This is a genomic window from Neoalteromonas arenosi, from assembly GCF_030362855.1.
In the GTDB taxonomy this organism is placed as follows: Bacteria; Pseudomonadota; Gammaproteobacteria; order Enterobacterales; family Alteromonadaceae; genus Alteromonas_E; species Alteromonas_E arenosi.
In genome coordinates, this window is sequence record NZ_JAUCBP010000007.1 from 502,228 (window position 1) to 518,826 (window position 16,599).

The following is a 16,599-nucleotide window of genomic DNA, read 5'->3' on the forward strand; positions in this document are numbered from 1 at the left end:
ATTAAGAACAATAAACAGGTTAATGAGTAACACTGCCGAAAAGCCGCGTTCAAACGTCAGACGATTCTTGGGTTATTTGAAAGATTTCAAATTACCGTTTTTCATTGCGATCATTGGAATGGTAGGTTATTCCGGTGTCGACACTTTTGTTTTCTTTCACTTACAACCCATTATTGATGAGAGTTTAGGGGCGCAAAACTACGATTATTTGCGTATTGCCGCCTATCTTATTGTGCCAATTTTCATTGTCCGTGGACTGTTCAACTTTATGGGGGGCTATACCTTAGCGTGGATCAGTACCCAAGTTGTGATGCGGATGCGCCAGCAACTATTCGATAAATACATTCATTTGCCCGTGAGCTTTCACGACCAACAATCGGTAGGCAATCTGATTTCAAAAGTTACCTACGATACTGAACAAGTAGCCAATGCAGCGGGACGCGCACTATTGATATTGGTGCGGGAAGGCGCGTTAGTGTTAGGGCTTTTGGGGTCGATGTTCTATTACTCTTGGCAGCTATCGTCAATTTTCTTGCTTATCGCGCCAGTAGTTGCGGTTATCGTGTCTTATGTTAGCAAGCGGTTCCGCGCAGTGAGTCGAAATATTCAACAGGCGATGGGAAGTCTGACAACCGCTGTGGAACAAGCGGTTAAAGGACATAAAGTCGTACTAATGTTTGGTGGTCAGAAAATCGAACAAGACCGCTTTAAAGACAAAAATAATAACAATCGTCAACAAAATATGAAACTGACCACAACGCAGATCTTAAGCGTTTCGATGATCCAAGTGATCGCTTCGATCGCGCTAGCAGTGGTGCTGTTCTTGGCGAGTATTCCCGGGATGATCGCCGATTTAACCCCCGGTGTGTTTGTTGCTGTTGTGGTGTACATGGTCATGCTGCTCAAACCGTTGAAGCAGTTAACCACCGTAAACAACGAGTTCCAACGCGGAATGGCCGCGTGTACCAGTATTTTCGAACTGCTTGACAAGCAAGAAGAGAAAAATCAAGGTGCTTACAAAGTCGAGCGTGCGGCTGGTTCAATTCAATTTAATGATGTGACGTTTACCTATCCTGAACAGACAAAACCGGCACTAAACAATATCAACTTAGCCATAGCGCCTGGAGAAACCATCGCATTAGTAGGGCGCTCAGGGAGCGGGAAATCGACGCTGTCGAGCCTGCTAACGCGCTTTTACACACCTCAGGAAGGACAAGTGCAACTGGATGGTCATGACCTCGCAGAATACGAGTTAAAATCTCTGCGCCGTCAGTTCGCCTTAGTGTCACAACAAGTGACTTTGTTTAATGACACGGTCGCCAACAATATTGCTTATGGTGCGCGCCGGGATGTCAGCCGTGAAGAAATTATTCGGGCGGCGAAAATTGCCCACGTTGACGAATTCGTAAATAAGTTAGCTGATGGCTATGACACGTTAGTGGGTGAAAATGGTTTGATGCTGTCGGGCGGCCAACGTCAACGCCTTGCGATTGCCCGTGCAGTGCTTGTCGATGCACCGGTATTAATATTAGATGAAGCTACATCTGCATTGGACACCGAAAGCGAAAAACTGATTCAAGATGCCTTGGAGCAACTCCAGCAAAAATGTACTAGCGTTGTCGTTGCACACCGCTTGTCGACGATTGAGAACGCCGACAAAATTGTCGTTATTGACGAAGGACGGATTGTCGAGCAGGGAACACATGAAGCGTTGCTGGAAAACAATGGGGCGTATGCTCAGTTGTATCAATTGCAGTTTGGTGCAGAAGGGCAATAATGAGCTTCCAGCAACGCCTTGAATGCGCTTGGTATGGCACAGATCGTTGGGTGTATATCTTTGCCCCGCTGACTTTGTTGTTTGCATTGATCAGTGGCGTACGTCGCTGGGCTTATCAAGCGGGTATCTTAAAATCCTCCAAACCGCCCGTTCCGGTCATAGTGGTTGGCAACATTAGTGTCGGCGGAAACGGTAAGACTCCTGTGGTGTTAGCGATTGCCGAATATCTTACCGCTCAAGGTTTTCAGGTGGGGGTTTTAAGTCGCGGCTATGGTGGTACGCAAACCCAATTCCCTTATTTGTTGAAACCCGACGATCAACCGGCTTTGGTTGGCGATGAGCCAGCGCTACTTGCACGACGGTTAGCGACTCCAGTGGTGATAGATCCGCGACGTGCTCGAGGTGCAAATCATTTATATGAGCTTGGTTGCGACGTCATCGTCTGTGACGATGGCCTACAGCACTATGCACTTGGGCGAGATATTGAGTGGATCGTCATGGATGAACGGCAATTAGGCAATGGTTTACTATTACCTATGGGGCCTTTACGTGAGGGCCCAGCAAGACTTAAGAGGGTCAATGGCATTGTACTCAACGGTGATTTTACATGTGCATACTCAGGTAAGGCGAGTCATTCGATGACGCTTGCCGCTGATAGTTTTGTCAATGTGGCAGATAGTAGTAAGGTGATTGCGGTTGACCAATTCATAACACGCTATAATAACGTTGATGCAATTTGTGCGATCGGCAATCCCAGACGCTTTTACACAACATTAGAACGAGTAGGCGTTACGATTGCGGAGCGCAAGAGCTTTGCCGATCATCACCAATATGTCGAAGGCGATATTCCCCAGCATACTGTGGTCATGACAGAGAAAGACGCAGTTAAGTGTCATTCGTTCGCCCATCAAGGTTGTTGGTACTTGCGCGTGAATGCGCAGTTACCCGAAGAATTTTACACAACACTGCTCGCGCAAGTGCGAGAAGTTGAATAATCACGCTAAGAGAAATTCAAATGGCATTTGATAAAAAGCTACTAGAAGTCGTTGCATGTCCATTATGCAAAGGTAAATTGGTCTATCAAGCGGAAGAGCAACAGTTGATCTGTCGTTTTGACCGTTTGGCATTTCCTATCCGAGAAAACATTCCGGTGTTAATCGAGTCTGAAGCTGCGAGTTTAACCTTAGACGAAATCGAAGCGTTGAGCCATGATTAATACGCCAGATTATGTGGTCGTAATCCCAGCCCGCTATGCATCGTCGCGTTTTCCCGGTAAGCCCTTAGCGCTAATTCAAGGTTTACCCATGATCCAGCACGTCTATCAGCGCGCAATCGAGGCGCAAGCTGCACGCGCTGTAGTTGCCACTGATGATAAACGCATTGCCGAGGTCGTTGAGGGCTTTGGCGGAGAGGTTTGCTTCACCAGAGCCGATCATCAATCAGGAACAGAGCGCATTGCTGAAGTGGTTGCAACCCTTGGTTTAGATAACCGCCAAATTGTGGTTAACGTGCAAGGTGACGAACCCTTTATTCCCGCTGAAAATATTCGCCAAGTTGCACTTAACTTGGCACAACGTGAATCATTCGCCATGGCAACATTGGCAACGCCACTGGATGAGGTTACGGACGTAAACAATCCAAATGCGGTAAAAGTCGTAACAGATAAGCAAGGCAAAGCGCTGTATTTCAGTCGAGCGACGATACCTTTTGATCGGGATGGTCACGCTAATCAAGATATGCGCCGAACAATGTCGACAATGCTGCGACATATTGGAATTTACGCTTATCGGGCTGAATATATTTTGCGCTACGTCGCCTATGAACCGAGTGCACTTGAGATGATTGAGTCGTTAGAACAGTTGCGGGCCTTGTACTACGGTGACGATATTCACGTAGAGCGAGCGATGGCCCCGCCACCTGTTGGAATCGATACACCAGAAGATTTAGCGCGTTTAAATGCGCAACTCAAATAAGGAGTCAGACAATGAATGTAGTTATCACCGGCGCAAATCGAGGTATTGGTTTAGCCCTAGTTAAGGCGTATGTGGCGCGCGGTGTTACGGTCTATGCAGTGTGTCGACGTACATCTGATGAGCTAAAGCAAACCAACGCTCACGTAATTGAAGGCGTAGATATGCTAGAAGCTGATGCATTGCCGAAAAGTTTAGCAGCTTTGCAAAACGTTACTATTGACCTGCTTATCAACAATGCTGGAGTGCTTGAACGAGAATCCCTAAATGATTGGAGTCCAGCGACGATTGAACAACAATTTAAAGTCAATGCACTTGCGCCGCTATTGGTAACGCAATGTTTGTTACCGGCTATGGCCGCGGATAGTAAAGTGGCGATGATCACTTCGAGAATGGGCTCTATGGCAGACAATGGCTCGGGTGGCTACTACGGATATCGCATGTCAAAGGCGGCACTTAATGCTGCTGGCGTATCAATGGCTAAAGATTTAGCTGGTAAAGGTATCGCTGTGGCGTTGCTACACCCTGGATTTGTGCAAACCGAAATGGTTGGTTTTGGTGGCGATATTGATGCCGCTACCTCCGCACAGCGCCTGCAGCAACGCATTGACGAGTTAACGCTCGCTAACAGTGGACAATTCTGGCACAGCAATGGCGAGTCGCTGCCATGGTAAGTCTTGGCGATTTGACAAAGTGTACATTTCTAGCAACGTGTGTTTTGGTCTTTAGTTGCGCTGCGAGCGCTGCATGGCGAGACAGTGTTTCATTGCCCTACAAAGTCCAAGAAATCTATCCCGCTCAGCATCAACATTATTTGGTCGTTGCCGGAGGGTTGAGCCCAGACGTGTCAGAGCGCCAAATCGATGTATCACACCGGGTAATTGCGTTCGATTTAAACACGCAGCAATGGCTGGAATGGCCAGTATTACCAACACCTCGACATCATCCGCATTTGCTAAGTGCCAATGGTAAATTGTATGCAATCGGCGGTTTTACAGTAAATCAACGCGGCGCTTGGCAAAATGATACGGCGGTTTTAGTGCTATCAGATAGCACCGAAGCAACCCATCAATGGCAGACAATTGCGCAAATGCCTGAGCCATTATCAGAGACATTGAGTACGCTGTATGACGGTAAAATTCATATCGTTACCGGCCGCTCGCCGATTGATGCAAATACTAACGGTCAGTGGCGTGATCACAGCGATTCTGCAGCGCATTGGATTTTTGATTTAGCGTCACAGACATGGAGCGCCGGTGAGCCTGCACCCACGGCTCGCAACAGCGCCTGCGGTGCGCGCAATGGTGATGATTGGCATACCATCGCTGGTCGCACAGTGAATGGCGGTAACACGGCCGTGCATGAGGTTTATAACTTGCAAACGGGTACATGGCGCACACTGGCTCCGTTACCTGACGCGCAGGGCGGTTTAGCTTGCGCCACAGTCGGCGATAAAATCTATGTATTTGGCGGTGAATACTTTAACGACGGTGGCGGCGTGTACGATACGGTATGGATGTTCGATTTAACTACCGGTGAATGGCAAAGCGTCGATAAAATGCCACTTCCCAGACATGGACTTGGCGCCCTTACCGTGGGTAGTGACATCTATGTTATCGGTGGTGCAGCGCAAGCCGGCGGTAATGAAACCTCAGCGCGCATGAGTATTTATACACCGACACAATAAAGCGCTGCTTTCAATGCGCCTTTGTTACTCGGCTTGTTCATCCTCACCCTTATCCTCATCGTCAACTAACACAGCCCAACAATCGTGCTGGTCGGTATGAATAATTTGTGCCCATACACGTTCGCCCGGTTGTAAGTGGTGAACATCATTTAAATGTACCACACCGTCAATCTCTGGCGCGTCGGCATAACATCGACCTACGGCGCCTTCAGCATCGACACTGTCAATCACGATCTGATACTCGTTGCCGATACGTTGTTGCAAGCGCGCGGCACTTATCTCACTCTGAACCGCCATAAAACGCTCTAAGCGCTGCTGTTTGATTTCTTCCGGTACTGGATCGGGCAAGTCATTGGCCTTAGCACCGTCAACTGCCGAGTAGGGGAAGCAGCCAACGCGATCCAATTGTGCTTCAACTAGGAAATCGAGTAGCTCTTGAAACTCTTCTTCTGTTTCTCCTGGGAAACCGACAATAAAGGTGGAACGAATGATGAGCTCAGGGCATTGTTCACGCCACTTTTTAATCCGCTCGATCGTGCGGTCGGCGCTGCCAGGGCGTTTCATCAAGCGCAATATGCGTTTATTGGCGTGCTGAAACGGGATATCCAAGTAGGGCAAGATCTTACCTTCGGCCATCAATGGAATTAAGTCGTCAACATGCGGGTAGGGATAGACATAGTGCAATCGCACCCACATATCCATCTCACCAAGCTTTTCGCACAACTGTTGCATGTGACTCTTAACCGGCATGCCATTCCAAAAGCCAGTGCGATGCTTTACATCAACCCCATAGGCACTGGTGTCTTGCGAAATTACCAAAAGCTCATTGACACCAGCGGCTTTTAAACGCTGGGCTTCGTCTAAAATTTCACCGACTGGTCGGCTTACCAGATCGCCGCGCATCGACGGAATAATGCAAAAGGTGCAGCGATGGTTACAACCTTCGGAGATCTTCAAGTAGGCGAAATGGCGCGGCGTTAATTTAATCCCATGGTCTGGGACTATGTGAATAAATGGGTCGTGCACAGGCTTGGGTAAATGCTCATGTACTTGTTCGACGACCGTTTCATAGGCATGTGGGCCTGTGATCGCAAGCACATTAGGGTGTACTTCACGTATTTCGTCTTCTTTGATGCCTAAACAACCCGTTACAATTACCTTGCCATTTTCAGCTAATGCTTCACCGATGGTATCAAGCGATTCCTGCACGGCTGCATCAATAAAGCCACAGGTATTTACGATGACTAAATCGGCATCGTTATAGGTGGGAACTACGTCATATCCCTCAGTGCGCAATTGGGTCAAAATGCGTTCGGAGTCAACTAGGTTTTTCGGGCAGCCAAGGGAGATAAAACCAATACGCGAGCCATTTGCAGTACTGTTTTGCGTTTGCGCTTGTTCTGCCAGCACTTGTTTAGGCGTCTCAAGCGTTGTGGTCGCCTTGGGGTTTACGATTTCTACAGTCATAAAAATAAGGAATTATTCAGGATTATGCGTATTATACGCGTTTAGTCGCTTGAGACCCAACTCAGAGAAGGAAAATGTCGAAAAATTCAGGTTCATTTAGCGGTTTAGAGTTTCCTCTCCACTGTTATGGAGAGGATGGTCGGGTAAAACCGCCGATACTGCTGTACTTGACGGCGTTTTGGCTGTGTAAGGCCCTTTTATTGACGTTGATTTCTGTTTCAATGCGCGAAAATACTACAGCCTTGTTGACGGTGTTTTATCCTGATGTGAATGAATGGTATTGGCATCTGGTGCCGGCGTTACCCGGTTTGGTAGTCGCATTATTTGTCAGTTTCAATGCTACGCTGCGAGAACGTCAAGTTGGCGATTGGTTAAACTGGGTGAAACCGCTACTGCTTTTCGGGCTGTTTGGTCAAATGGCCCTGCAAGTAAAAACCATTATTAGTTTGCAAGGGCAATTTAGTTGGACGTTATCGGTGTCACTGCTCATTAGCATTATCGCGACGCTTTATATTTGGCGCAGTCGCCGCATTAATGCATTTGTGCGTGATGCGCGAGATGACTAATTACTGCGTGCTATTGCTAACGGCTTGATCAAAATAGGCACGTACGCTTACCGTACTGTCGTTAACAAGGCGTTCGTAACAAATCCCCGCAAACGCAAATGTACGACCATTGTACTCCAGCAATACATAAGGTGCTTGCGGATCGGATGTGTCATAACGCCATTGGCCACCCACGGTTTGTTTAAACACTTCACCTAGGTAGGCACCGTAAATATTACACAACGTGAAAACGGCTTGGTCTTCTAAGGCGTTGTCTTGATACTTATCTAAAAAACTCAGCAACACATCATCTACTTTTGCGATACTGCTGACGCTGCCGTCGAGCTCAATACCAAACTCGTTTTGGGTGCTTATACGCGCATTTTCGGCGCTGTCGCGCATTAACTCATTCAGTTCTTGTTGTTCCATGAGTAGCTTAACCTTATGATTTTTTTTTAGCTCTTATATAACTCGGCTTGATAATAGCAATGAAGCGAGCAACTGGCTACCTGGGCCGAGGTTATCCGGTGCGGGGATCACTAAGTAAGAGGTTAATTCGCGAAACGAGCTTCCATCAATATGTAATCGCACCAGTTTTTCAGTGCTCAAATATGCTTCAACCTCGTGCTCGGGTAGCCAGCAAAATCCAATGCCGCGCTGAAGTAAACCAATCGCTGAGTGAAATTGATCAACCGTCCAGCGCAATTCAGATTTCAGCCAACCTTGGCGCTCAATAGGCGTTGCCGCGGTATCTTTAATAACCAACTGCAACTCTTGCTGAAGTGCATTTGGGTCAATGGGTTGTGCAATTTTTGCCAGTGGATGGGTTGGGGAGCACACGGCAACAAATTTTACTTTGCCAATAGGTTCACCCAAAAAGCCTTTCGGTACACTGTGCGTGATAACTACATCCGCTGACTTTTCCATAATGACTTCCTCGGTACCGGTAAGCACCGTATCTAGTACGCGAATTCTACTACCCCGTGATTCGGGTAGAAAGTTTTGTAAGACATCAAAGAGTCGTTCGCGAGGGTACGCCAAGTCAACGGCTAAATTGATTTCCGGCTCCCATTCCTGCTGAATGTTAATCGCCAAAGCTTCAAGATCTTCAACGTTTTGCGTGATATAGCGCGATCGCCGTAGCATCACTTCACCCGCTTGAGTTAAATAAGCTTTGCGTCCTCGCACTTCGAGTAGTTCAACACCCAATTGATGTTGTAGCTTGGCTACAGCGTGATTTAACGACGACTGACTTTTGTTTAAGTGTTCAGCTGCATGGGCGTAGCCACCACAGTCGACCACGGCTTGCAAAATTCGCCATTGCTCTAAGGTTGTCTTATGTCGATACATCGCAAAGGGCTTATTCGAGTTACTTATGCCAATAAGCCAAGACTATGCCAGTTGTATGAGATTGTCACATCAAAGATGACAATATCGTCATCTGAAAATGTGACCAAAAACAAGATTTAACGCGTACACACATCAACACTTACGCATTGTTTTATTATGAAATATTACTCGACTTTACCTTTGACTGCTGTCGTCGCTTTTAGCCTTATGACAATGTTAGTCCATTTCGGTGTGCTCCCACCGGGCTTGAGCTTGCTCGATCAGATCCAAGGACAAATGGATGATTATTTTTATCTGCTTATTATGATCATCATCTTGCTCGAGTCGATTGTGTATGTCGGTTTTTACTTTCCCGGTCAGTTTTTCGCAGTGGTATTAGTCATTACTTCGCAGCCCACCATGACTGATGTAATAGCGTTGACTTTTGCCATGGTACTGGCTGCAACGCTCGGCTCACTAATCAACTACAGTATTGGGCGAGCCAACTCAGACAAGTTCAACGACAAGAGTCCAACGAAGTTAAAGCACTTGTTGTTAGCGATGATCCACATGAATTCGTTAGCATTTTTTATGCTTGCACAAGGGGCAAACCACAGGCCCATGCGTGTGGTGTGGCTAGCAGGTTTACTGAACTTACCCTATTATCTCGCACTTATAGCCGCAACTGCGTTTATGAGTGAAGAGGTTATGCAAATTGCAGAAAACTCAGTGTTGGTCTTCTCATTGTTAGCGGCATGGTTAATTGTTGCGGTTACCTTGGATGTGCGTAAACATCGCAGTAGTCAACCCGCAGCGGCTCAACAAGCTACTGATACCATCGTCGATTAGATTTTATCCAAAAAGCGTTCAATGCCGCGAGCTGCGGCAATCATGCCGAAGGTCGCTGTTACCATCGTGCTCGCGCCAAAGCCGGACGAGCAATCTAGTCGTGTGCTGCCATCCATCACCGATTTTTGATGTGCAACACTGCCATCGGGTTGCGGATAGCGCAGCTGCTCAGTGGAATAAACACACTCCACGCCAAAGCGACGCTTGGGATTTTTACTGAAGTTGTAGAAGCGGCGAAGCTCAGACCGAAGCTTTGCGGCCAATGGGTCTTGGATAGTTTTAGCCAAGTCTCCAGAGGTAATTTGGCGAGGATCGATTTGACCACCTGCGCCACCGACGGTAATCACCGTAATTTTGTTGCGTTTGCAGTAAGCAATGATTGCTGCTTTGGCCTGAATACTATCAGTGGCATCAATCACCACATCAAAATCGTTGCTCAAATATTCATTAACTGTCTCTTTGGTAACGAAATCTTCAATGCTAATGACTTCACATTTGGGCGAAATAGCCGTAATTCGCGCAGCCATTTCGTCGACTTTTGCGTTGCCTACTGTAGCGGATGTTGCGTGAATTTGGCGGTTGATATTGGTGGTACAAATATCATCCAGGTCGATAATGGTAATTTTCCCAATGCCACTACGCGCCAGTGCCTCGGCGCTCCAACTGCCTACGCCACCAATACCTATAACACAAAAATGCGCGCCACTCAGTGTGGCCAATTGGCGTTCACCATACAATCGGGCGATACCGCCGAAACGTTGCTTTTCAGTCATAGGTTTCCTATTAGTGCTAATGCGCGAACTCAGGTAATATCGGGACTATAAAAAGAAAGTCAACAAACCTGAACATGAATAAACACTATGATTATATCGTGATTGGCGCTGGTATCGTAGGGGCTGCAACTGCTCAGCGACTGTCGCAGCAATACCCGCAAGCGAAAATAGCCATAGTTGAAAAAGAAACGGCTGCGGCGCAACATCAAACCGGCCGCAATTCAGGGGTGATCCACGCCGGTGTTTACTACAAAGCTGGCAGTCTAAAGGCGCAGTATTGCCGTGAAGGGCTAGAAAAGACCATTGAATTTTGTCAGCGCTTTAACATTCCGTACCGACAGTGTGGCAAGCTCATTGTGGCCACATCAAACAACGAATTGGAACGCCAACAGACATTGTTTGAGCAATGTCATGCCAATGATCTGCAGCCGACGTGGTTGAATCAGCAACAAATAAAACAGCACGCACCGGCAATAAACGGTTTACAAGCGATTTGGGTCAAACATTCAGGGATCACTGACTATCCCGCTATCACTCGCCAGCTATTGGCGCTTGCTGAGCAACAGGGAAGTGAGGTGATTTACTCGGCACCGGTCAGTGTAATCGATGAAGCGCAAGATCGCGTAACTGTTGAAATCGGCGGAGCGTCGCCTTGCACGTTACACGCTGAATGCGTTATTAACTGCGCAGGCATGTATGCCGACAGACTGATCCAAAGCGCGGGGCATTCAATCGATTATGCTTTGCTGCCTTTTCGCGGCGAATATTATCGCCTGGCGGCTCGTCACGACAATATTGTGCAACAACTTATCTATCCCGTTCCTGATCCTGAGTTGCCATTTTTAGGCGTGCACTTAACGCCAATGATTGGTGGTTATCAAACAGTGGGCCCCAATGCAGTTCTAGCGTTAGGACGAGAAGCGTACAGTAAATCCCAAGTGAGCCTGACGGATTGTCACGACATGCTGACATTTAAGGGCACGGCGCCATTACTCAAACGTTATTTTACTGCGGGTATGGCTGAAGTTCGCGATTCATTGTTCAAAACTGGCTACTTAAAGCGTATTCAGCGCTATTGCACACACATAAAAGCCCAAGATTTATTGCCGTATCGAGCAGGTATAAGGGCGCAGGCAGTCAATGCCGATGGTACGTTGGAGCACGATTTTGTGTTTGTGCGCACGGAACGTTGTTTACACGTGGGGAATGCGCCATCGCCAGCGGCTACATCCGCACTGCCAATTGCCGCAGCCATTGTTGCTAAGCTCGCCTAGATAGTTCTAAATAATCGAATGAAACGTGCTATTTTACGCGCTTTTATTCTTATTTATCGTAACTATACTAACTGCAATTCATCTTCAAGAGGACATTCTCATGGGACTATTAGTCGATGGTAAATGGCAAGATAAGTGGTATGACACCAGTTCAACGGGCGGTAAGTTCAAACGCCAAGACTCGCAGTTTCGTTCAGAGATAAGCGCTGATGACGAGGTTTATCAACCGGAGTCAGGCCGTTATCATTTATATGTATCTCTGGCGTGTCCTTGGGCACATCGCACGTTGATTTTTCGCAAGTTGAAGAAACTAGAAGAGCATATCAGTGTGTCTGTAGTGTCACCGGAGATGCTTGAACACGGCTGGACGTTTGAATCTTTTCCGGGGGCCACAGAGGACCATCTGTTTGGTGCCAAATATATGCACGAAATCTACACGCGGATGCAGGCTGATATTACTACGCGTGTGACTGTACCCGTTTTATGGGACAAAAAGACCAATACAATTGTCAACAATGAGTCAGCGGAGATCATTCGCATCTTAAATACAGCGTTTAATGACTTAACCGGTGATGATCAAGACTTCTATCCTGAGCACTTGCGCGCGGAAATTGATGATATCAATGCGTTCGTTTATGACAACATCAACAACGGTGTATACAAAGCGGGTTTTGCAACGCAACAAGATGCCTATGAAGAGGCTGTTACAGCATTGTTTGACGCTTTGGATAAAGTTGAACAACGGTTGACGAGTCAGCGTTATTTGGTGGGCGAACAGATCACAGAAGCAGACTGGCGCTTATTTACCACGTTAGTAAGGTTTGACACGGTATACGTCGGTCATTTCAAGTGTAATTTAAAACGCATTGTCGATTACCCGGCAATATGGGGTTACTTACGCGACCTATATAGCGTTGCTGGAGTGGCTGAAACTGTGAATCAACAGCACATCAAGCACCACTACTACTACAGTCACGATATGATCAACCCGACACGAGTGGTACCTAAAGGACCTGAGATTGACTTTACTACGCCCCACAACCGAGGAGCGTTGAAATGACAACTGCAACCGTAGCTAAAACGGTACGCGGCATAGCAACGCAAGATGGTGCGGGAGTGAAACTCTCGCGCATTATCGGTCAGCGCGATTTACAAAATTTAGACCCATTTTTGATGTTGGATGAGTTTGGTTCGGCAAGTGCACAGGACTATTTACCCGGTTTTCCATCTCATCCGCATCGCGGATTTCAAACGGTAACCTACATGTTACAAGGTAAGATGCGCCATCGTGATTCGGTGGGCAATGACGGTGTCATTGAGAGCGGTGGTATCCAGTGGATGAATGCTGGTAGGGGCATTATCCATGAAGAAATGCCAGAGCAGCAAGAGGGCGTGCTACGCGGATTCCAATTGTGGGTCAATTTACCGGCAAAAGACAAGATGTCAGCGCCCAACTACCAAGATATCCCAGCTTCTGAAGTCACAGTGTTTGATGTAACCGATAATACTGAAGTGCGATTGTTAAGTGGTGAGTTTTTAGAGCACAGTGGTCCGGTAAAACCGTTAGCCGGTGATAATCCAACACCTCTGTTTACCGATTTTTGCAGTTATCAACCGGATTCGCTTGAACTAGTCTTACAGTCGGATATGCAATATTTTATCTATGTATACGAAGGTCGCTTAGTTGTAGGCAGTGAAGTTGTAGATAAAGGTGAGCTTGCGGTATTGAGTCGCGATGATGCACTGCGGTTGGAGACACAAGTAGCAAATACTCGTTGGCTATTGATCGGCGGGAAACCGCTGAATGAGCCCATCGTGCAATACGGGCCTTTTGTAATGAATACTGAAGCTGAGATACATCAAGCGCTACAAGATTATCAGCAGAATCGATTAACTACGGTTTAATAATCCGCGAGACTTGCCGTCTTTTTGGGGTTTTCGTTCAGTTTCATAAGGTCAAACGGGTTGTAAGGATTGATTAAACGCAACAGGTTCAATACCATTGACGCGTTTTGCAAATACTTATAGGAAATTCTATGCAACCCGTCGTCCTTGCTGGTGGTTCTGGTAGCCGTTTGTGGCCTAAATCTCGTGTCGCTTTACCCAAACAGTTTCTGTCGTTAACGTCAAACAACAGTATGTTACAAGACACTTTGACGCGTCTAGATGGAACCAAGGCAGCGTCTCCAATCGTTATATGTAACGATGCCCATCGATTTTTGGTTGCCGAACAGTTGCGTCAACAAGACTGCCAGCACGGCGGTATTATCCTAGAGCCAGTAGGCCGTAATACTGCACCCGCAATAGCGTTAGCGGCATTGCATGCGATGAAGTCAGACCCAGAAGCGGTATTGTTGGTATTGGCCGCAGACCACTTGATTCAAGATCAGAACGCGTTTCACGCGGCCATTGAGAAAGCCTACGCATTAGCATTGCAAGGGCGATTGGTGACCTTTGGTATCGTGCCAGATCAACCGCATACCGGTTATGGCTATATTAAATCCGGTGACGCATTAGATACTGGGTTTAATGTATCTGAGTTTGTTGAAAAGCCGGATCTTGCCACAGCGACTGAGTACGTTAAGTCAGGGCAATATTTCTGGAACAGCGGTATGTTTATGTTCAAAGCGGCGACCTACATTGCTGAGCTAGCGAAATTTGCGCCGGAAATTCTCGATGTCTGTGAGAAAGCCATAGCAACCGAAACGCCTGATTTAGATTTTATCCGCGTGGATGCTGATATTTTCAGCCAATCGCCGGATGACTCGATTGATTACGCGGTAATGGAAAAAACAGAGCTGGCGGCAATGGTGAGTCTGGATGCCGGTTGGAGTGATGTCGGTAGTTGGTCGTCGCTGTGGGAAACAGCCGCCAACAAAGACGAAAACGGCAACGCAACAGTTGGGGATGTTTTACTTACTGATGTCAACAATAGCTATATCAACGCTGAAGAGCGATTGGTTGCTGCTGTAGGCGTGGATGACTTGGTTATCGTCGAGACTAAAGACGCGGTATTGGTAGCGAATAAGTCAAAAGTTCAAGATATAAAAACCATCGTTTCGCAGCTCAAACAGCAAAAGCGACCTGAGTTTGAATTCCATCGTGAAGTTTATCGCCCGTGGGGTAAGTATGACTCAATTGACAACGGCGAACGCTTCCAAGTAAAACGCATCACGGTTAAGCCAGGAGAGAAACTGTCGGTGCAAATGCACCATCACCGCGCTGAACATTGGATTGTTGTCTCGGGTACGGCTAATGTCACGATTGATGAGACCGTCACCATGTTGACTGAGAATCAATCGATTTATATTCCAATAGGCGCAGTGCACGCGTTGGAAAATCCTGGGAAAATTCCCTTGGAGCTTATTGAGGTTCAATCGGGTTCATACCTGGGGGAAGATGATATCGTGCGATTCTCTGACCGCTACGGTCGTGCACCAGAGGCGAAAAAATAAATGACTAAAGCCATTACCTGTTTTAAAGCTTATGATATTCGCGGCAAACTCGTTGAACAGTTAGATGAGAATATCGCCTATCGCATTGGTAAGGCGCTGGTTGAAACATTGGCCGCAAAAACGATTGTTGTTGGCTCTGATGTGCGTCTAACGTCAGCGCCGCTGAAACAAGCACTTGCGGCTGGAGCCATTGATGCCGGAGCAACGGTTACTGATATCGGTATGGTTGGTACTGAAGAGATTTATTTTGCCACTAAAGACTTAGGTGTCGATGCGGGTATTGAAGTGACAGCTAGCCACAATCCGATTGATTACAATGGCATGAAAATCGTCAAGGCTGGCTCAGTACCTATCAGTGGTGATACCGGTTTGCATGATATTCAGCGCTTGGCTGAATCTTACGATGATGCTGAAATCCAAGCTAATTTGGCTCAATACGCAGCGGCTGGCTATCCTGTTGCCAGTGAAAGTGAGTTTATCTCTGGTGTTGCTTTAGTGACTGAGTCGGCACTGGCAGCTAGTGGTCAATACAGTCAAGAAAATCATCGCAGAGTCTATGTTGAGCATGTCTGTAGCTATGTTGATATCAACAACCTTAATGGTCAAAAGCTGGTCGTTAATGCCGGTAACGGTGCAGCAGGACCAGCGCTTGATGCTATTGCTAACTATATGCAAGAAAAAGGCGTTCAAATCGAGTTCGTCCGTGTTCACCACGAGCCTGATGGTACTTTTCCAAATGGTATACCCAATCCCTTGTTACCCGAGAGTCGCGACGATACCGCGTCAGTCGTTAAACAGACGGGTGCAAACATGGGCATCGCCTGGGACGGCGACTTTGATCGCTGCTTCTTATTTGATGAGAACGGTGACTTCATCGAGGGCTACTACATTGTCGGCTTGCTAGCAGAAGCCTTTTTGACCAAACACAGCAACGCTAAAATAATTTATGACCCGCGTGTCTACTGGAACACCGAAGCGGTCGTTGAGGCGGCTAATGGTCAGCCAATTAAGAGTAAAACTGGCCATGCGTTTATCAAAGAACGGATGCGCAAAGAAGATGCTGTTTATGGCGGCGAAATGAGTGCGCACCATTACTTTCGTGATTTTGCTTATTGTGATTCAGGAATGATCCCTTGGTTATTAGTCGCAGAACTGATTGCGACAAAAGGTCAACCGCTGTCAACAATGGTTAGCGACCGGATTGCAGCGTTTCCATCGTCGGGTGAAATTAACAGCTTATTGAAAGACGCTGATGCAGCCCTGGCGCGCGTGGTTGATCATTATCAATCGAGTGCTACCGTGCTTGACGATACCGACGGTGTGGGTATGGAATTTGGCAACTGGCGGTTCAATTTACGTAAATCAAATACCGAGCCGGTGATACGTTTAAACGTTGAATCAAAAGGCGACATCGCCTTGATGGAAGAGAAAACGGCCGAGCTACTGGCGCTTATCCGAGCCTAAAAAACAGTC

General features: G+C 47.2%; 17 protein-coding genes. 13 read left to right on the forward strand and 4 right to left on the reverse strand.

Annotated elements, in window-relative coordinates; genetic code table 11:
* The first annotated feature begins 22 nt into the window (after nucleotides 1–22).
* The 6 genes from msbA (at nucleotide 23) to QTP81_RS08670 (ending at nucleotide 5,434) form a co-directional block, all read left to right on the forward strand.
* On the forward strand, nucleotides 23–1,777 hold the full coding sequence (gene msbA, locus QTP81_RS08645; protein ID WP_289364952.1) for a lipid A export permease/ATP-binding protein MsbA: 1,755 nt from the start codon (nucleotides 23–25) through the stop codon (nucleotides 1,775–1,777).
* Nucleotides 1,777–2,772, forward strand: coding sequence for a tetraacyldisaccharide 4'-kinase (gene lpxK / locus QTP81_RS08650; protein ID WP_289364953.1), 996 nt, complete (start codon nucleotides 1,777–1,779; stop codon nucleotides 2,770–2,772). Before msbA ends, lpxK begins: the two co-directional genes overlap by 1 nt.
* Before the next feature lie 20 nt (nucleotides 2,773–2,792).
* A complete protein-coding gene (locus QTP81_RS08655) occupies nucleotides 2,793–2,993 on the forward strand; it encodes a Trm112 family protein (protein ID WP_289364954.1) in 201 nt (66 codons plus the stop codon).
* A complete protein-coding gene (gene kdsB, locus QTP81_RS08660; RefSeq protein ID WP_289364955.1) occupies nucleotides 2,986–3,750 on the forward strand; it encodes a 3-deoxy-manno-octulosonate cytidylyltransferase in 765 nt (254 codons plus the stop codon). The genes QTP81_RS08655 and kdsB overlap by 8 nt, the downstream gene beginning before the upstream one ends.
* Nucleotides 3,751–3,761: 11 nt before the next feature.
* Nucleotides 3,762–4,421 carry an SDR family oxidoreductase gene (locus QTP81_RS08665; protein WP_289364956.1) on the forward strand — a complete coding sequence of 220 codons (660 nt, stop codon included), beginning with the start codon at nucleotides 3,762–3,764 and terminating at the stop codon, nucleotides 4,419–4,421.
* 92 nt (nucleotides 4,422–4,513) lie between these two features.
* Nucleotides 4,514–5,434, forward strand: coding sequence for a Kelch repeat-containing protein (locus QTP81_RS08670; RefSeq protein ID WP_289364957.1), 921 nt, complete (start codon nucleotides 4,514–4,516; stop codon nucleotides 5,432–5,434).
* A gap of 24 nt (nucleotides 5,435–5,458) precedes the next feature.
* Here QTP81_RS08670 and rimO read toward each other — a convergent pair whose 3' ends face one another.
* Nucleotides 5,459–6,901 carry a 30S ribosomal protein S12 methylthiotransferase RimO gene (gene rimO / locus QTP81_RS08675; protein WP_289364958.1) on the reverse strand — a complete coding sequence of 481 codons (1,443 nt, stop codon included), beginning with the start codon at nucleotides 6,899–6,901 and terminating at the stop codon, nucleotides 5,459–5,461.
* A gap of 74 nt (nucleotides 6,902–6,975) precedes the next feature.
* Here rimO and QTP81_RS08680 point away from each other — a divergent pair, with 74 nt between their 5' ends.
* Complete coding sequence (locus QTP81_RS08680; protein ID WP_289364959.1) at nucleotides 6,976–7,467, forward strand: DUF2919 family protein; 492 nt, start codon at nucleotides 6,976–6,978, stop codon at nucleotides 7,465–7,467.
* Here the strand turns inward: QTP81_RS08680 and QTP81_RS08685 are convergent, their stop codons facing one another.
* Entirely contained in the window at nucleotides 7,468–7,875 is a 408-nt protein-coding gene (locus QTP81_RS08685; RefSeq protein WP_289364960.1) for a hypothetical protein, read from the reverse strand.
* A 33-nt stretch (nucleotides 7,876–7,908) separates the two neighbouring features.
* A complete protein-coding gene (locus QTP81_RS08690; RefSeq protein WP_289364961.1) occupies nucleotides 7,909–8,796 on the reverse strand; it encodes a LysR family transcriptional regulator in 888 nt (295 codons plus the stop codon).
* Nucleotides 8,797–8,952: 156 nt separating this feature from the next.
* Between QTP81_RS08690 and QTP81_RS08695 the strand changes: the two genes are divergently transcribed.
* On the forward strand, nucleotides 8,953–9,624 hold the full coding sequence (locus tag QTP81_RS08695; protein ID WP_289364962.1) for a hypothetical protein: 672 nt from the start codon (nucleotides 8,953–8,955) through the stop codon (nucleotides 9,622–9,624).
* On the opposite strand, the gene tcdA is transcribed toward QTP81_RS08695, so the two are convergent.
* Nucleotides 9,621–10,397 (reverse strand): tRNA cyclic N6-threonylcarbamoyladenosine(37) synthase TcdA, encoded by a 777-nt coding sequence (gene tcdA, locus QTP81_RS08700; RefSeq protein ID WP_289364963.1) that lies wholly within the window; start codon nucleotides 10,395–10,397, stop codon nucleotides 9,621–9,623. The two genes, QTP81_RS08695 and tcdA, sit on opposite strands and share 4 nt — an antisense overlap.
* Nucleotides 10,398–10,471: 74 nt before the next feature.
* Between tcdA and lhgO the strand changes: the two genes are divergently transcribed.
* From lhgO to QTP81_RS08725, 5 genes are all read left to right on the forward strand, one after another.
* Complete coding sequence (gene lhgO, locus QTP81_RS08705; protein WP_289364964.1) at nucleotides 10,472–11,671, forward strand: L-2-hydroxyglutarate oxidase; 1,200 nt, start codon at nucleotides 10,472–10,474, stop codon at nucleotides 11,669–11,671.
* Between the two features lie 100 nt (nucleotides 11,672–11,771).
* The gene (locus QTP81_RS08710) at nucleotides 11,772–12,731 is read left to right on the forward strand and encodes a glutathione S-transferase family protein (RefSeq protein WP_289364965.1); all 960 of its coding nucleotides are present in this window, start codon (nucleotides 11,772–11,774) and stop codon (nucleotides 12,729–12,731) included.
* A complete protein-coding gene (locus QTP81_RS08715; RefSeq protein ID WP_289364966.1) occupies nucleotides 12,728–13,576 on the forward strand; it encodes a pirin family protein in 849 nt (282 codons plus the stop codon). Before QTP81_RS08710 ends, QTP81_RS08715 begins: the two co-directional genes overlap by 4 nt.
* A 131-nt stretch (nucleotides 13,577–13,707) precedes the next feature.
* On the forward strand, nucleotides 13,708–15,126 hold the full coding sequence (locus tag QTP81_RS08720; RefSeq protein ID WP_289364967.1) for a mannose-1-phosphate guanylyltransferase/mannose-6-phosphate isomerase: 1,419 nt from the start codon (nucleotides 13,708–13,710) through the stop codon (nucleotides 15,124–15,126).
* Nucleotides 15,127–16,590, forward strand: coding sequence for a phosphohexomutase domain-containing protein (locus tag QTP81_RS08725; protein ID WP_289364968.1), 1,464 nt, complete (start codon nucleotides 15,127–15,129; stop codon nucleotides 16,588–16,590). It begins immediately after the preceding gene.
* Nucleotides 16,591–16,599 lie beyond the last annotated feature (9 nt).

Bases quoted from the DNA above. Each gene is read 5' to 3' on its own strand.
- msbA (WP_289364952.1), top strand. From the start codon at position 23: ATGAGTAACACTGCCGAAAAGCCGCGTTCAAACGTCAGACGATTCTTG.
- lpxK (WP_289364953.1), top strand. From the start codon at position 1,777: ATGAGCTTCCAGCAACGCCTTGAATGCGCTTGGTATGGCACAGATCGT.
- QTP81_RS08655 (WP_289364954.1), top strand. From the start codon at position 2,793: ATGGCATTTGATAAAAAGCTACTAGAAGTCGTTGCATGTCCATTATGC.
- kdsB (WP_289364955.1), top strand. From the start codon at position 2,986: ATGATTAATACGCCAGATTATGTGGTCGTAATCCCAGCCCGCTATGCA.
- QTP81_RS08665 (WP_289364956.1), top strand. From the start codon at position 3,762: ATGAATGTAGTTATCACCGGCGCAAATCGAGGTATTGGTTTAGCCCTA.
- rimO (WP_289364958.1), bottom strand. From the start codon at position 6,901: ATGACTGTAGAAATCGTAAACCCCAAGGCGACCACAACGCTTGAGACG.
- QTP81_RS08680 (WP_289364959.1), top strand. From the start codon at position 6,976: ATGTCGAAAAATTCAGGTTCATTTAGCGGTTTAGAGTTTCCTCTCCAC.
- QTP81_RS08685 (WP_289364960.1), bottom strand. From the start codon at position 7,875: ATGGAACAACAAGAACTGAATGAGTTAATGCGCGACAGCGCCGAAAAT.
- QTP81_RS08690 (WP_289364961.1), bottom strand. From the start codon at position 8,796: ATGTATCGACATAAGACAACCTTAGAGCAATGGCGAATTTTGCAAGCC.
- QTP81_RS08695 (WP_289364962.1), top strand. From the start codon at position 8,953: ATGAAATATTACTCGACTTTACCTTTGACTGCTGTCGTCGCTTTTAGC.
- tcdA (WP_289364963.1), bottom strand. From the start codon at position 10,397: ATGACTGAAAAGCAACGTTTCGGCGGTATCGCCCGATTGTATGGTGAA.
- lhgO (WP_289364964.1), top strand. From the start codon at position 10,472: ATGAATAAACACTATGATTATATCGTGATTGGCGCTGGTATCGTAGGG.
- QTP81_RS08710 (WP_289364965.1), top strand. From the start codon at position 11,772: ATGGGACTATTAGTCGATGGTAAATGGCAAGATAAGTGGTATGACACC.
- QTP81_RS08715 (WP_289364966.1), top strand. From the start codon at position 12,728: ATGACAACTGCAACCGTAGCTAAAACGGTACGCGGCATAGCAACGCAA.
- QTP81_RS08720 (WP_289364967.1), top strand. From the start codon at position 13,708: ATGCAACCCGTCGTCCTTGCTGGTGGTTCTGGTAGCCGTTTGTGGCCT.
- QTP81_RS08725 (WP_289364968.1), top strand. From the start codon at position 15,127: ATGACTAAAGCCATTACCTGTTTTAAAGCTTATGATATTCGCGGCAAA.